The sequence below is a fragment of the Occallatibacter sp. genome (genome assembly GCF_035317045.1).
Lineage (GTDB): Bacteria > Acidobacteriota > Terriglobia > Terriglobales > Acidobacteriaceae > Telmatobacter.
On the sequence record NZ_DATHHT010000023.1, the window covers coordinates 155,406 to 171,184 of the forward strand.

At 58.3% G+C, this 15,779-nt stretch carries 12 protein-coding genes; 5 read left to right on the forward strand and 7 right to left on the reverse strand.

The genetic code is table 11. From position 1 onward, the window contains the following. Positions 1-39: 39 nt before the first annotated feature. A complete protein-coding gene (locus VK574_RS10905; RefSeq protein ID WP_472799876.1) occupies positions 40-1,230 on the reverse strand; it encodes an EAL domain-containing protein in 1,191 nt (396 codons plus the stop codon). A 569-nt stretch (positions 1,231-1,799) separates the two neighbouring features. Here VK574_RS10905 and VK574_RS10910 point away from each other — a divergent pair. Further along, a complete protein-coding gene (locus tag VK574_RS10910) occupies positions 1,800-3,074 on the forward strand; it encodes a Glu/Leu/Phe/Val family dehydrogenase (RefSeq protein WP_472799877.1) in 1,275 nt (424 codons plus the stop codon). 59 nt (positions 3,075-3,133) lie between these two features. On the opposite strand, the gene VK574_RS10915 is transcribed toward VK574_RS10910, so the two are convergent. Then, positions 3,134-4,534 carry a PP2C family protein-serine/threonine phosphatase gene (locus tag VK574_RS10915; RefSeq protein ID WP_472799878.1) on the reverse strand — a complete coding sequence of 467 codons (1,401 nt, stop codon included), beginning with the start codon at positions 4,532-4,534 and terminating at the stop codon, positions 3,134-3,136. A 42-nt stretch (positions 4,535-4,576) separates the two neighbouring features. On the opposite strand from VK574_RS10915, the gene VK574_RS10920 reads away from it, so the two are divergent. Beyond that, entirely contained in the window at positions 4,577-5,041 is a 465-nt protein-coding gene (locus VK574_RS10920) for an NUDIX hydrolase (protein WP_472799879.1), read from the forward strand. Positions 5,042-5,249: 208 nt separating this feature from the next. Next, a complete protein-coding gene (gene pgsA, locus VK574_RS10925) occupies positions 5,250-5,903 on the forward strand; it encodes a CDP-diacylglycerol--glycerol-3-phosphate 3-phosphatidyltransferase (RefSeq protein ID WP_472799880.1) in 654 nt (217 codons plus the stop codon). 100 nt (positions 5,904-6,003) lie between these two features. Here the strand turns inward: pgsA and VK574_RS10930 are convergent, their stop codons facing one another. Beyond that, positions 6,004-6,912 carry a class I SAM-dependent methyltransferase gene (locus tag VK574_RS10930; protein WP_472799881.1) on the reverse strand — a complete coding sequence of 303 codons (909 nt, stop codon included), beginning with the start codon at positions 6,910-6,912 and terminating at the stop codon, positions 6,004-6,006. A 467-nt stretch (positions 6,913-7,379) separates the two neighbouring features. Between VK574_RS10930 and VK574_RS10935 the strand changes: the two genes are divergently transcribed. After that, the gene (locus tag VK574_RS10935) at positions 7,380-9,797 is read left to right on the forward strand and encodes an ADOP family duplicated permease (RefSeq protein ID WP_472799882.1); all 2,418 of its coding nucleotides are present in this window, start codon (positions 7,380-7,382) and stop codon (positions 9,795-9,797) included. A gap of 185 nt (positions 9,798-9,982) precedes the next feature. On the opposite strand, the gene VK574_RS10940 is transcribed toward VK574_RS10935, so the two are convergent. The 3 genes from VK574_RS10940 to argJ form a co-directional block, all read right to left on the reverse strand. Next, positions 9,983-11,881 carry a capsule assembly Wzi family protein gene (locus VK574_RS10940; RefSeq protein ID WP_472799883.1) on the reverse strand — a complete coding sequence of 633 codons (1,899 nt, stop codon included), beginning with the start codon at positions 11,879-11,881 and terminating at the stop codon, positions 9,983-9,985. Between the two features lie 97 nt (positions 11,882-11,978). After that, complete coding sequence (locus VK574_RS10945; protein WP_472799884.1) at positions 11,979-12,923, reverse strand: thiamine pyrophosphate-dependent enzyme; 945 nt, start codon at positions 12,921-12,923, stop codon at positions 11,979-11,981. A 74-nt stretch (positions 12,924-12,997) separates the two neighbouring features. After that, a complete protein-coding gene (gene argJ / locus VK574_RS10950; RefSeq protein WP_472799885.1) occupies positions 12,998-14,239 on the reverse strand; it encodes a bifunctional glutamate N-acetyltransferase/amino-acid acetyltransferase ArgJ in 1,242 nt (413 codons plus the stop codon). Between the two features lie 84 nt (positions 14,240-14,323). Between argJ and VK574_RS10955 the strand changes: the two genes are divergently transcribed. Next, on the forward strand, positions 14,324-15,151 hold the full coding sequence (locus tag VK574_RS10955; protein WP_472799886.1) for an ABC transporter ATP-binding protein: 828 nt from the start codon (positions 14,324-14,326) through the stop codon (positions 15,149-15,151). A 143-nt stretch (positions 15,152-15,294) separates the two neighbouring features. Here the strand turns inward: VK574_RS10955 and VK574_RS10960 are convergent. Continuing rightward, positions 15,295-15,779: mycothiol transferase (locus VK574_RS10960; RefSeq protein WP_472799887.1), on the reverse strand; the 485-nt coding region annotated here is incomplete at its 5' end.

A 15,779-nucleotide genomic window follows, 5' to 3' on the forward strand; every position in this document is an offset into this window, starting at 1 on the left:
TTGATTAGAGCTTGTCGATCCCTGTGAACGGCGATGCGACTACTGTACTTGCTGGGATCGGTGGGTTTCAAGCCAGCGAATGATGTCGGCAGGCGGCAGAGCGCGGCTGAAAAGAAATCCCTGCACGCCATCGCAGCCTTTTTCCCGCAGAAGATCGTATTGCTCGTCGGTTTCCACTCCCTCGGCAATCACTTCCATGTCGAGCTCATGGCCCATTTCGATAATCTTTTCCACCATCACCAGGTCCGCGTGCCTGGCGTGCATGTGCTGCACAAAGGTCTTGTCGATTTTCAGTTCGATTGCGGGCACGTTCTGCAACTGCGTCATCATCGAGTAGCCGGTGCCGAAGTCGTCAATGGAGAGCTGGAAGTTGCGCATGCGGAGGCGGGTGAGAACGTCGAGCGCGAGCGAAAACTCCATCAGTCCAGACTCGGTGATCTCTAGAACGATGCGCTCGGCCGGAAAGTCGTACTTGCGCGCGAGGTTCATCAGGATGTCGGGGAACTTCAGATCGCGCAGCGAACTGACGGAAACATTAATGGCGAGCCGGGGCAGATGCCCATTCGGCGCCGAGAACTGCCTTACCTCGTTGAGCGCGCGTTCCGCCGTGATCCAGCAGAACCGGTCCATGAGGCCCAGGGCTTCAATCCTGGAGATGAAATTGTCCGGGAAGACGAGTCCGAGTTCGGGATGCTCCCAGCGCGTCAGGGCTTCAACTCCGGTCACGACTCCGGTGGCGATATTGATTTGGGGCTGATAGTAGAGAACAAACTCATCGCGTTCGAAGGCCTGGCGCAGGTCTTCATCGGGAATGGCAATGCGTTGCTCGTTCTGCTTGTCGGCAGGCTTCTCCGGCCCAATACTGGCGAGGAGCAGCTCCTGTAGTTGTCCGATCGGGAAGGGCTTTTGGAGGTGCCCGACCACGGCGAGACCCAGCGTTTGAGCTAGTTTTTTGGCGGTTTCGATGACGCGAATGTTGATTCCGCTCATCAAAACAATGCGCGCTTTGCAGTTGTGCTCGCCAAGAAGCCTAAGGATTTCGATCCCATCCATATCCGGCATGACCAGATCAAGAAGAATCAAGGTCGTTTCCGGGCCAATGCGATCGAAAAATTCCTCCGAATTCCGCGTCACGTCGCACTGCAAATTCATCGCCTTTGCCAGGGCGGAGACGATTTCGCCGACGACTCGATCGTCGTCAATCAGCAATATCCTGTCTCCAGCTGGCATCTGTTCTCCAGGTCGTACTGCGAAAACGGCTTCGGGCACAGGAACCGCCGGAAAGTTATGGTTGGAGTAGGACATGAGGCTCAAGGTCAGTCTAGTCCAGCAACGAGCTAGTGACCGATTTCTCCAACAAGAGCTCCATTACCAACGTTGTAGGGTATAGCTATCTTATCGTTAGTGCCCTACATCCAAGTGTCTATATGCGAGATAGAAACATCGTTCGTACCCAGAGAATTACCGAAAATTACTCATCCATCTGCAGGGGTTTTGGGAAGCAAACCTGAACGGCATTCTTAGAAATCAGCCTTGCCTCATTCGGATTCCGCGCAGTACCTAGGGGTTCCCAGGCTGGTTCTCACCGGCTTGACGACGCTGTGTGTGAGGCCTAGACTCACATGGGTTTGGGCGATTGCCGGCAAGTTCAGCACCCCAAAAGAAAGCCTCAGGGGAATCCTTGGTGCTTGGCAACAAATGAATTACTCCGGAAACCGGAGAAATCCTGCTGCGTCTATTAGTTGGCGCGTGAAAGGGCCTCAGGCCTTTCCGCGGCAGGCGAAAGAATTGGAGATGGTATGGTACCCGCAACAACAATGACATTGGACCAGGAGATCAATCCCTGGGAAGCGCAAAGCGCGCGGTTCGACTTTGCAGCACGCAAGCTCAATCTGGATGAGGGGCTTTGGAAACTGCTGAGGACGCCGGCGCGCGAAATTATCGTTCACTTTCCCGTGACCATGGACGATGGTCGCATTGAGATTTTTACCGGATTCCGGGTTCAGCACTCGATAGCACGCGGTCCTGGGAAAGGCGGCATCCGCTACGCACCAGAAGTCACGCTCGATGAAGTGCGCGCACTGGCAAGTTGGATGACGTGGAAATGCGCCGTCGTGAACATTCCGTTTGGCGGCGCCAAGGGCGGAGTCATTTGCGATCCCAAGAAGATGAGCCAGGGCGAATTGGAGCGCATGACGCGCCGCTACACTTCAGAGATCATCGAATTCATTGGACCGGAAAAGGATGTGCCCGCGCCCGATGTGAACACCAACGAACAGACGATGGCCTGGATCATGGATACCTACTCCATGCACGTGGGTCACACCGTCACCAGCGTCGTTACCGGCAAGCCGCTGAATATCGGCGGTTCGCGCGGACGCGTTGAAGCGACCGGGCGCGGCGTCATGGTGGTATGTGACGAGAGCCTCCGCTATCTGAACCTGCCCATCGACGGCTGCCGCGTCATCATTCAGGGATTCGGCAATGTTGGCTCAAACGCAGCGCGCCTGATGATGGAGCACGGCTACAAAATCATTGGCATCGCCGAGAAAGAGGGCGGGCTGTCGAATCCCAATGGCATCGATATTCACCAGCTGGTCGAGTACAAGTATCGCAATGGATCGCTGCTCGGCTTCCGCGGAGCCGAAGCCATGCCGAGCGAAGAACTGATCGTTTCCGATTGCGATGTGCTGATTCCGGCGGCAACCGAGAACGTGATCACCAGCCGCAACGCCGAGAAGATCAAGGCGCGCATCATCGTGGAAGGCGCCAACGGCCCCACCACCGCCGTCGCGGACGAAATCCTTGCGGATAAGCGCATCTTCATTGTGCCCGACATTCTGGCCAACTCAGGCGGTGTTACGGCCAGCTACTTCGAATGGGTGCAGGACCGGCAGGGCTACTTCTGGAAGGAAGCCATCGTCAACGAGCAACTCGAGCAGATTCTGCGCGACAGTTTCGACGATGTGGTGCGGTACGCCGAGGCCCACAACGTGAACAACCGCATTGCAGCGTACATGCTGGCCATCGATCGCGTGGCGTTTACCATCAAGCAGCGCGGCATCTACGCGTAGTCTTCTGGTTCAGTTGAATGAGGACGGGTCGCTTCGGCGGCCCGTTCTGTTTTGGCCTGTCAATCCGCGGCGGCCAGGGCGGGCGAACCCATAAAATCGCAGACGAGCACTGTCAGGTCGTCGTCCTGCGACTTGGCCCATGCCTGCACGGCCCCGATAAGGTGATCAGCCGTCTCGGAAGGTGTCATGCGGGCACTGGTTTTCAGTTCCGCTGCCAGTGACTGCTCGCCGAAGAGCCTCCCTTCAGCGTTACGTGCCTCGATCACGCCATCGGTGTAAAGCAAAAGCCGATCGCCGGATTCGAGCGGCAGAGACCTGCTCTCGTAGTTCGCGCCCGGAACAGCAGCCAGCAGCATCCCGTTTTCCGCGATCTCGGTGACTGCGCCATTCCGCAAAAGAAGCATGGCAGGATGGCCGGCCGCAGCGTAGTGCAGTTCTCGCGCATGAGCGTCCAGGTACACGTAGGCGGCTGTCACATATTGCCCCTGCGTATTGCCGCAGAGAGCTGAGTTCATTCCTGACAACAGCACCGCCGGGTGAGCCGTCTGCGCGCGCTGCGAAATCGCTGCCATCTTTACCATCGAAGCAATGAGCGCAGCGGGAACTCCATGTCCGGAGACGTCGGCTATCAGCAGACCGGCGTGCTGGTCATCGGCGAGCAGGAAGTCGTAAAGATCTCCTGCGACCGATGTCATTGGCACGTACTTTGCCGCAACCCGGAAAGATCGCGAAGCAGGGAAGTCGCCAGGCAGGATGGAGAGTTGCATGCGGCGTGCCAGGTCGAGTTCCTGCTGAATTTCGTCCAGTTCCTTGTCGCGTTGCAGGGCGCGGTGTGCCGCGACATAGCCGAGGCAGGCAAGTAGCACCGCAAATCCGTAAGGCTCAACGTGCGAAGGCCTGTAGACATTGTCGGAAATGGAGGGAAGCACAAAGCACAGCAGTCCAACGCCAATCACGCGCGAATCGCGATCGTGTGCCATCCGTCGAAACCATCGCAACGCGACGGCGATCAGGGCCACAGCGATCACCGTGTTGTTGATGTCTCGGAATGCCGCATGCGTCCCAAACAACATCGAGCCTGCGGAGAGACCAAGAAACAAAACAACGAAAATTGGAGCGACAAATCTTCCTGCCTTGCCCAGGAAACCGGCAAAATAGAAGAAGATAAATGCCGGGACCGGTACCAGGTAGTCGACCGCGGCGCTGAACCGATGGAAGAATTCGCTGGCGGGTATGGAAAGGCGAAGCAGATCAGAATTAATCCAGAGTCGTATCCCATAGAGGTGCGCAAAACATGCGAGCGACAAAAGCATTCCGTCTGCTTTGCGACGAATGATACAAAGCCCGATCAGAATAATCGTGACCGTGTTGAATGCCGCGCCCAGAAACAGGAATGGCTCATCGTGATGAAAGGCCCGCAGTACCTCGCCGGCAGTAAGTTGAGCTTCGAGCGCGAACATTGACCCTCATGGTAAACGATGGATGAACTTATACTGGTCCCAATGGAAAAGCGAAGTGCGGGCCTCTTAATGTTTCGTCGCAGAGATGTAGGGCTTGAAGTGTTCCTCATCCATCCCGGAGGTCCCTACTGGGCCAAGAAGGATGCGGGTGCGTGGATGATTCCCAAGGGGGAATACACCGACGGGGAGCTTCCCCTGGATGCAGCGCGGCGCGAGTTCCACGAGGAAACCGGTTTTGAAGCGAGCGGCGAATTCATCGACCTCGGCACTGTGAGACAGGCCGGCGGCAAACTGGTCAGCGCATGGGCGTTTGAAGGCGACTGCGATCCGAAGAAGCTGACCAGCAATCTGTGCATGCTGGAGTGGCCGCCGCACTCGGGGCGCATGATCGAAATTCCCGAGGTCGATCGCGGAGCCTGGTACTCGCTCGCCGCCGCTAAATCGTCCATCCTGAAGAGTCAACAGCCGTTTCTCGATGTCCTTTCGATGAAAGTGCTGAACCGTTGATCCGAGGCAGAAACGACCAGAAATATGCGCTATGTGCTCTGCGCCATCCTTGATCACCGGTTTGAGAGGCCTGAGCGACGCGGTCTATAGTTGTAAATGGCGCCCGCAAAACTGTGGCATGCGGGTACAAAAGTTTGGGGCTTCGTCAACAAGCGGGTTCCGAACCTACGCGATTTCAGAAAGACTCAACTGGACTGATAAGAAGAACGTGAATCTCCCTAACTCCATCACGCTGAGCCGGATTGCCATGATCCCGCTCCTTCTGTGGATACTGTCGCCGCATTTTCCTTTGCAGGGACCGAACGGCGAACAGGAGATTCTGGCTTCAATTCTGTTCGTTCTCGCCTCAATTACCGATGGCCTCGACGGATACCTGGCCCGTAAGCGGGCACAGATCACGACGATGGGCATGCTGCTGGACCCGATCGCCGACAAAATAATGGTGACCGGCGCGCTGATTGCGCTGGTGGCCTACAACCCTCACGTGGTCAAGGTGTGGATCGTGGTGGTCATCATCGCGCGCGAGTTCCTCATCTCCGGCCTCCGCTCCATCGCATCTACTGAGGGCTTCACGATCCAGGCCAGCGAACTCGGCAAACTCAAGACCGTGGTGCAGATCGTGTGCGTGGTCTCGGCCGTGCTCGCGCATCGCTGGTTTCAGTGGCAGTTCGGCGTGCTGGTCATTCCTGTTGAGTGGATTGCGATCGCAGCCATCTACTTCACGGTCCTGGTCTCGACCATTTCGGCCATCGACTACTTCGCTGCCTTCTGGAAGCAGATAGACCACGCATCGAAGGATCGGCGCAAGTCGTATGTGCTGACGCGGCAAAAAAGCACAGGAACCCAGGGCGCGAATCCATAACCGAATCGCGGAGATCGCGTTCGGCAATCCAACCAGCAGTCTTTGACAGATCGACGCGATGCGATGCGCGTCATCTGCCGCGCCCCGCTTGTTGTCTTCGTTACTTCTTCGGTTTGCGGATCACAGCCAGATCCTGCATTCGATCAATGACTCCGGGCGCAATGGCTTCCAGTTTCAACCCCAGGTCTTCCACAAAAATCTTCGCGTATTCCGGCGAAAAGAACATGTCGCCGGTTGGCCGCGTCGCGCCTGTGGTGTTCGATCCGAATTCCGAAACGGCTTCCTCTGCCTTGCGCCGGTACCAGCTGGCTTCGTCCACGGAATACCAGTGCCCATCGCGCGTCAGCTGCTCTGCCGAGTAGTCCATGATGTATCCGCGATCATGGCTCCACGCAACCGAAGTGTAGCTGTTGAAGGTGAGACACATCAGTCCACCCGGTCTGGTCACACGCGCCAGCTCTCGCAGCCACAGTTTCGCGTCGTCAAAAGAAAAATGCGAAAACGTCGATACGGAATAAACCAGATCGAAGGTATTGTCAGCGTACTTCAGCGGTGGATCGAAGCTGTTGGCATATACATCCGCATTGGGAAAGGTGCGTTTTACATTGTCAGGGTGCGCATCGCATGCGTGGGCCTTTACGCGAGGGTACTGCCGGTTAAGCTGCAAAAACTGCCGCGCAACGCCGCAGCCGAAATCGAGAACGTTGACCTGCTGATCGAGATCGGCTCCAAAGATCCGGGCCGCCGTCACAATCGGCATCATGGTTGTGACGCCCGACTCGTAATAATGACGGAGCGTGTGGCTCGACGTGCGCCGCAGGCAATGATTCGGAGGTACGGGGAAATCGATGATGCCGAACGTGCGCAACAACGCGCATTTTGTGGCGAAATAAACGTCGATGCCGCGCTTTGCGGTGCTTTTTCCGATGGCTTTGGCGCGATCGAATGCGCCAAGCTGGGGAAGTGCGGGAGAATACTCTAAAGCCGGACGGTCATTCACCTTTTCCATGTTTCTGGTTGCCTCCAATGTGCACGATACGTTTGTTGGTCGGGACGAGCTTAGGTATGAGGTGCGGGAGCGAGGGTGGAGAGGAAGAGGCGCCAATCTTCCTCTTTGATCCACGATATCAAAGACCGCGAATCCGATAACCATCGCAGAGGCGCCGAACCCGTCTTGGCGAACAAGGTCCGGCATTCCAACCGATTACGAAAGACACGCTCAAACATCATCTTTCGATTCAAAAAGTAGTCACAGCGCACTATCAACAAAGAAGTTAGATGCCATACCTACGGCTTTCTCTCTAGCCGAAGATCGTGATTTGAGATCACTCTAAAATCCCATTCTGGGAATTGGTCTTCGCAAGTTCGCCTGAGGGCTTCACCAGTCCTGGTCAAAAAGAGAAACTCTCAACTGAAACGAAATGAATCGGAACCAACCTCCCTGCGGAGGCGTATCTCCCGACAAGAGAGTCCAACATGACGAACAACCTGAAGATCGCGTTTCGGAAGTTGAGGAAGTCTCCGGGATTTACGCTGACGGCGATTGTGACCCTCGCGCTGGGGATTGGCGCAAACGCGGTGGTGTTCAGTGTGTTGAACGCGGTGGTGCTCCGGCCGGTGAAATTGCCCGATGCGCAGAGTCTCTACGAGGTGCAGCGCTTCCAGTTTCCTTCGCATTCCTATCTCGATTATGTGGATCTGCGGGATAGGAACCGGGCGTTTGAAGGCATAGTGATGTCCCAGATTATGGGCCCGGTTGGGGTGGATACCGGGGGCAGTCCGTCGACTGCATGGCCCTATCTGGCAAGTGGAAATTATTTCGACGTATTGAGAATTCAGCCCTACCTGGGACGCTTCTATCACGCCACCGATGAGAAAGGGGCGGGCAGCGCTCCGTATGTGGTGCTGAGCTACGCGTACTGGCATGGCCATTTTCACGGCGATGCGAGTGTAGTTGGGCGAACCGTGGGGGTGAATAAGTACCTGCTCACGATCATTGGCGTGGCGCCTCCGGATTTTCGGGGTACGGAGCTGTTCTTTGCGCCGGCGATGTGGATTCCGCTCGTAGAGCAGCCAGTGATTGAGGGCTACGACGAGCTGACCCAGCGCGGCAATCACAACGGGTTCGTGGTAGGACGGGTGAAACCCGGGGTAACGGCGGCACAGGCCACGGAGGACTTGAATTCCATCGGGAACTGGCTCGCAAAAGCTTATCCGGCTGACGACGAAGGCGTGAAGTTCACGCTGGCGCGGCCGGGGCTCATCGGGGACATGCTTGGCGGGCCGGCGCGGGCGTTTATGGCGGGCCTGATGCTGCTCGCGGGGTTGATTCTGCTGGCCGCATGCGCGAACCTCGGTAGCCTGTTTGCAGCGCGCTCGGCGGATCGGGCGAAGGAAACAGCAATGCGCCTCGCGCTGGGATCGCGACGCGGGATGATCCTGCGCCAGATGCTTACAGAGGCGGTACTGGTTTCGCTTGCGGGAGGAGCGGTCGGCCTTGCGGGAGGCGTCGCGGTGCTGCGCTTCCTCAGTACATGGCAACCGATTCCGGATACTCCGATTAACGTGCCGGTGAATCCAGATGCAGGCACGTACATCGTGGCGCTGTTGCTGGCGCTGGCGAGCGGCCTGCTGTTCGGGATGTTGCCTGTGCGGCAGGTGCTGCGCGCCGATCCGTGGCAGGTGATTCGTACCGGTGCGGCTGGCGTTGGCGGGGTGCGGCGGTTAACGCTGCGCGATGTTCTGCTGGCCTTGCAGATCGCGATTTGCGCGGTGCTGGTGACGTCGTCGCTGGTGGCGGTGCGCGGGCTGGCGCGTTCAATGCACAGCAATTTCGGATTTGTGCCGCAAAACGTGACACTCGCAGGGACGGAACTGCATATGTCGGGCTATGCAGACGAGCGGCAGTTGCAGATGCAGCGGCGCATGCTTGAAGCAGCGGCGGCTATTCCCGGCGCGACCGCCGTGGGCTATGTCGACCACTTGCCGTTGGGACTGGAGGGCGGTGACTCGGGTGTTTACGCCGACAGCACCACTGATTTCCGGCCCACCAACCAGGTTGCCGAGGCCATGAATTACCACATCTCGGGAGGCTACATCGAGGCCGCAGGCACCCATCTGCTGGCGGGCAGAGATCTCTCAATGCAGGACGATGCCAAGGCGCCCAAGGTGGCCCTGATCAACCGGCAATTTGCAGTCAAGGTTTTCGGATCGGTGAACAACGCGATCGGTGGGCATTTCAAGTTCTGGGGCGGGCAGCGGGCTGAAGTTGTGGGCGTGGTGGAAGATGGAAAGTACCGGACGCTCACAGAGGATCAGCAGCCGGCGATGTTCTTCTCGTTTCAGCAGCAGCAGTCCAGCAACACCTGGCTTCTGGTGCGCTCGAACCGCGATCCGCAGGAGATTTCTGCGGCGCTGGAGAAGGCGCTGCACGGGCTTGATTCGGCAATGCCTATCACCGTGAGGCCGTGGACCCAGGCAATGGGTTCAGCGATGTTTGCCGCACGCGTAGCGTCGGTGGCGCTCGGAGTGCTGGGGCTGCTGGGCGCGATGCTGGCGGTGACGGGGATCTTCGGCATGGCCTCGTATACCGTGAGCAAACGGCTGCGCGAACTTGGGATTCGCATGGCGCTCGGCGCGCGGCGGAAGCAGGTATTACGGACGGCGCTGGGGCGCTCCTTTGTGCTCCTTTCGGTGGGCTCGGTGGCTGGACTCGTGCTTGGGCTTCTGGCGACGAAGGTGCTGTCGTTCATCGTGTACCAGGCCTCGCCGAACGACCCGGTGGTTCTCGGCGGCGTAGTTGTAACAATGTTGCTGCTTGGCCTGATGGCAGCATGGATTCCAGCGCAAAAAGCGTTGGCGGTCAATCCGGTGAAGCTCATGCGTGAGGAGTAAGCGAAACAAGAGTCAAATCTACCCTCAACTCGCCATGACGGATGTCCGATTAGCCCGGTAGCATGCCGGACCGAACTCTTCCCATCACTGGCGGTGTCATTCTGAGGGAACGGAGCCCCAAACGTTTTTCAGTTTGGGGGTGGTGAGCGAAGAATCTGCTGTTCTTTGCCGGTCCCTTTCAAGAATCAGAAGCTGATCTTGCGCTCGGGGAACCAGGTGAGCTTGATCGTGGTGGTGGTCACGGTCTGCTGGCCCGGCAAGTAGATCGGCGCCTTCCAGTGTTCGAGCGCGAAGTTCCCGTTAATCTCAAAGTCCTTGCCGATGCGTTTCACGGCCTGGACATTGAAATCGTTAAGCGTCGTGCCCCCCTCGATGAGCGATCCCGTGCCAGGCTGCAACTGCGTGGTTGAGCCGGGGATGAAGTTTTTGGCGGCCTTCTGGTTTCTCAAGCCGACCTGGATCCACTCGTTGCCGCTCAAGTGGTAGGTAATCCAACCCTGTCCGCCTTTGGCTTCGCGGCCGATCCAGTCGCCGAAGATCTGGCCGTTGTTGGTGTAGCCCTGACGCTGAATCGATTCCCAATACATGAAGCGGCCGGAGACGCTTGTGGAGATTGGTGGATCGGTTGAGACTGCTTCTGCGCGCAGGTCGAGTTTGGGCACTCCGGGCACGTGCGACAGATAGAGGCCGGGACGCCAGGCGGCACGCCGCGGCGCGTCGATAGGCGAGACGTCGTCGTGGACCTCCCCATCGGTATACAGAGTTAGCCAATTGCGCAGGTATGGCAGGCGATAGTTAAAGTCGAATGCTCCGAAACGCGCACCGGGATCGTTGCGACCAAGCTTGTCGCCGTTCGTGGGGGACGACAGACTGAAAAAGCTTTTCAGAAATGTGTGCAACGTGATGGGGCCATGTCCCTGGCCACCCCAGATGACCGTGCGTTCGAAACCAAATTCGAGATTCTCCGTAGGGCGGAAGCTGATCTTTTCGAGATGCACCCAGGGTTTGCCGGGACTGACGACGTTGGGCTCTCCAGGGCCGGGGTAATCCGGGTTCGGAATATGGGCATGGCCATGAAGCTCGCCAATCATGAATTCATAGCGGAATGGGCCGGTGAGATACGACAACCCGGGAACATGGAGCGGCTCGACGCGATTGATGCGGAACGAGTAGAAATTCTCCGCATTGTTGGAGTAGGCAAAGCCGCCGCCCAGTCCCGGTCCGAGCCAGTCATCCTGCTTCCCCAGTGAGATCTCATGATTCAGGAAGTTTGCGGAGACATATGCTTCGAGGAGACGTCCACGGGTTGTTGCGCCAATCGGTCCCAGTGGAATCGTCGCCTGCGGAAAGTACGTAAATTGGTTGTAAGCGGGATCAATCGTGCCATCGATTCCAGCAAGTACCTGTGAAAGTGCAGGGGAATACCCTGTTCCGGAACTTGCACCCTGGAACTCCCCACGCACATAGATCAGAAAGCGTCCTGCCGACGCGTAGCCGCTGGCGCCGGTGTAATTGTTGAATCCGTTCTGGTAGGGGCGACCATAGTCGTTGATGACGGTCTGGCCGAGGTGAAAGCTGTCGTCAAGCGGAGTGCCCGTGATGGCGCGCGATGTGGAGTAGATGGATTCAATGCGAGTCTTGCCTCTGAAGACGCCGCACGGGCCCTGCATGTCGGGATGGAGTTCGCGATCCAGGGCTTTGTAGATTTCCTGCGCTTCGTCCGACGCTGCATCCGGCGTGTCCTGCGCGTCTTCGATGCGCGCTCCGGCTCCTTCAACGATGTGTTCAAGGCTGGCGCGGGTCCACGGGCGCAGCCCCAGGAAAACAGTCTCGACGTAGCCGAGGCCATAGAGGCGCATGACGGCGGGATATATCCAGCTGTCGACGGGAATATAGGGCGAATCGAGCGTCGATGGCTCGCAGACCGGGATTGGACGACCGCTGTCTGGCGCTGCCTGGGCTGCGCCTCCGCCTGCTCCCGGCGTTTCAGCTGCAAGTGGGGCGAGGCTGAGAGCGACGAGTCCTGCCAGCACAATCGCACTTGAAAGGACAGAAGCAGTGGCTGTGCGTTTACTTACGCTCATTTCCTCACTTTACCATTCTGGTTGGGCCGGACTCTGCTATGTGCTCTGTTGTCCGGAAGATAGACAAAAACTGCAATCGCGGCAATGTTCGTTTGACTCAAAGATCGAGGAATCGGGTAGCGAGATCCAGTTCAACGTTAAACGCAGCCACAATGTGTTGGTTGTGTTGCGCCGGCTCGATGCCTTTGCTTCGAAGGTAGGCCTCCATAGTGGCTAACGGATCGGGTAGGCGAAGCGGATCGAAGGATGGTTCGGGTTCTTTTTCGCTTCCCGGGTTCGGGATTCCCGCGAACGTGGCACACTCCAGCAGCGTCGCTCCGCGCCCCTGGCGCGCGCGCACGATGGCTTCAAAAGCAACGCGATACACAGCGACGGCGTCGAGCGCATCCACGCTGATGGCTGGTACGCCGTGAAACGAGGCATGGGGGTTTCTGCTTTTGCGGGCTGGCTTTGCCATTGCTGCCTGTTCACCTGCATCGGCGTAGTGCACGAAGACGATGGGGAGCCTTTGCGAAGCCGCAGCGGCCAGGATGTCGTGCCACGGCTTCAGCGACTGTTCGTCTGAGGGAAGAATGGCGGCCACGAGTGAATCCTGTTTCGCGGCCTGCGCTGCAAGGGCGCGTTCGCGAATGGAGGCTGGACGCTGGGCCTTGTCCCCCGCAGAAAGAATGTTCTTTTGTTCCATTGCGGCAGCGCCGTTGAGTTGCACGGAAGCAGGAGCCAGGGCACGAAAGACGCTCTCAATCGCCATGCCCTTGACCGATGCTGGCAGCCAATCGCCAGCTGATAGGCTGAGCGAATCGCCTGGCTGCAGATCGATAGCGATGGCGGCGGCAGTAGCCTCGCGTCCCGACGATGCGTGGAGATCGGATGCAAGCTTGCCCTGCTGAAACAGCAATGCCGCCCGCTGCTGGACCATGCGGCACTTCACCATAGCTGCGTAGATCGCGAGCAGCTTCTCATTGGAGACAAGCGAAAAGGTCTCCTTGAGAGGCGCGGGTTTTGCTCTACGCTCGGGCTTTGATTTAGAGATGCTGGCCATAATTGAATTGCCGGGTTTCGCGAGTTCGAATGATCCCCCCGGGCGGGCTCGTTCAACGTCACTTTCGTTAGATGCTAGGTTGTGTAATCTGCGTTGATGCGGATGTACTCGTGGGTGAGGTCGGTGGTCCAGAATGTGCATGACCCACTGCCCTGGTGGAGATGGATGGCGATGGAAAACTCCGGTTGCTGGATGTAGGCATGGGCCGCGTTCTCATCGTATGCAGCGGCCCGGCCGCCGTTCCGGCAGATGGGAAGCTCACCGAATGAAATGTCAATGGCTTCGGGGTCGATGAGAGCGCCTGAGTAGCCGACGGCAGCCATGAGTCGTCCCCAATTGGGGTCGCAGCCCGCCCATGCTGTTTTCACCAAAGGCGAATGGGCGATGGCCTTGGCCACACGCAGAGCGTCAGCGTCGGATGCGGCCCCCTTAATGCGCAGTTCGACAACATGAGAAACGCCCTCGCCGTCGGCCACGATCTGGCGTGCAAGAGACGTGCAGACCTGCGCGAGCGCCATGGCGAATTCCGTTTTGCCGGAGCCGATAGCGGCGCCGCTGGCTCCAGAGGCCAGCAGAAGCACCGTGTCGTTGGTGGAGGTATCGCCATCTACAGAGATCCGGTTGAAGCTGAGATCGATGGCGCCACGAAGATAGGCGCCCAGCACGGTGGGTTCGATAGCAGCGTCGGTGAGTATGTAGACCAACATCGTGGCATGCGGAACGAGTTGCGGGTGAATCATGCCTGAACCCTTGCAGACCGCAGCGATGCGGACTTCCTGCCGAATTTCCCCGGGGCCATCGATTTCGGGTGTGGAAACTTCGATGCGCGCGAAGGCGGTCTTCTCCACCGTGTCGGTGGTGAGGATGGCTTCGGCGAGTTGCTGAAAGTGATCCGACTGGGAACCGATGGACTTCGCAAGTTCCGGCAGAGCGGCGATGAGTTTCTCGGCGGGCAGTGGAACGCCGATGACTCCCGTGGAAGAAGGGAAGACCTCTTCGGGCTTGCAGGCAAACGTTTCGGCCGCGGCCTTGCAGGTGGCGCGGGCTGCGTCGATGCCGGGCTGGCCAGCAGCGCAGTTGGCGTTGCCGGCGTTGATAGCGACCACACGGACCTTGCCTCCCGTCGCGCGGAGATGCTCTGCGTCAATGAGCAGCGGCGCGGCCTTGACGCGATTGCCAGTGAACGCGGCGGCGGCGGATGCAGGGGTGTCTGCAACGATTAGAGCGAAGTCGGTGCGGCCGCTCTGCTTCAGTCCAGCTTTGACCGCTCCGAAGCGGAAGCCGCGGGGAATCACAAATTGAGAAAGGTCGCTCATTAATAATTTTGGCAGGATCTTGGGTGTCGGACAGATCGCCGAAACAAAAGAGTCAATCCATTTAATCTAACAAATGGAGGGTGGATGACCGAGAGCCGGAAGCAAGCAGCGGCTGATCACGAAGAGCATTTTCTGGAGCTGGCGCATGTAAATGTGGCGCGTGGCGACCGAGTGGTGCTGCATGACATTGATCTTTCGATTCGAACAGGCGAGCATGTTGCGATCCTGGGCCCGAATGGATGTGGCAAATCGACGCTGATCTTCACCATGACCTGCCAGATTTATCCCATTGTCCAGCCGGGGATGCAGGTGCGCATCTTCGGGCGCGAGCGTTGGGATCTGACCGAACTGCGCAGGCACTTCGGCATTGTGGCCGCGGGGCTGATGGGTTCGGAGCTTCCGGGCGAGCGTACCGCGGTGACCACAGGCCTCGACGCGGTGATCGCAGGATTCTTTTCTGCGTCGACGCTGTGGCCGAACCTGCATGTGACCGGCGAGATGCGCGAGCGCGCCGTGGAAGCTCTGGAGCGTATCGAGGCCGCAAACCTGGCGACTCAGCTGGTGGGCGAGATGTCCGCGGGAGAGAAGCGTCGGATCCTGATTGCGCGGGCGCTGGTGCATCGGCCGCGCCAATTGTTGCTCGATGAGCCTTCGAATGCGCTCGATCTGGCTGCGCAACGCGAACTGCGCGAGACTTTGCGACGCCTCGCACTGGAGGGAACCGGGCTCGTGCTCGTAACCCATCATCTCGGCGACATTCTGCCCGAGATCGAGCGCGTGATCCTGATGCGTAGCGGCCGCATCGTGGGCGACGGCCCGCGCGCCGAGATGCTGACTGCGCCGAAGCTCAGCGAACTCTTCTGCACGCCGGTCCGCATCGGCCACGATGAAGAGTGGCTTCATAGCTGGTAAAGGACACAGATAAGCAATCATGGCTTCTGGCGTTCGCAATCTAAACCGAAGCACAGGCCCGGGTGCCCCATCCATGACGCAGTTTTATCGCGCCATGGGTGGGAAAGCACGGTCCCATCGAGTCTCAATCAGACAAGGGCGCATTACATCGCCCCGCCCGATCCGCTGTCGGGTTTCGCGCCAGGCAGGCGTTTGCGCAGCAGGGCGATCTGCCCGGTGTGGTGCGCCTCGTGCTCGCAAACGTGAAACCACTTGCACAGGTTATTGGTAGGCCCCCACGGAAAAGCCTTGTCCGCGGAAAGGAACCATGCATCATCTTTCTTGCGGAATTCCGCCAGCGTCTTCTCTCGCACTTCATGCAGTATGCCGACGTAGTATTCGCGATCGTGGCCCTTGATGGTTGCACGTCCTGCGTCGCCGAGATTCATCGCCGGGTCCCATTTCTTCTTGATGTCTTCCGACCACGAATCCCACTTCATGCCGTCGAAGGTGTTCATCTGGTAGTAGGTCTCGGTGGCGGCAAGGTGCAACATCAGGGCACCGATCGTATTGGCGTTTTTATCGAACAGAGAGTCAAGATCAGCTTGCGCAAGTTTCTCGGTCGCACTGAGCACGCCGTTAGCTTCGC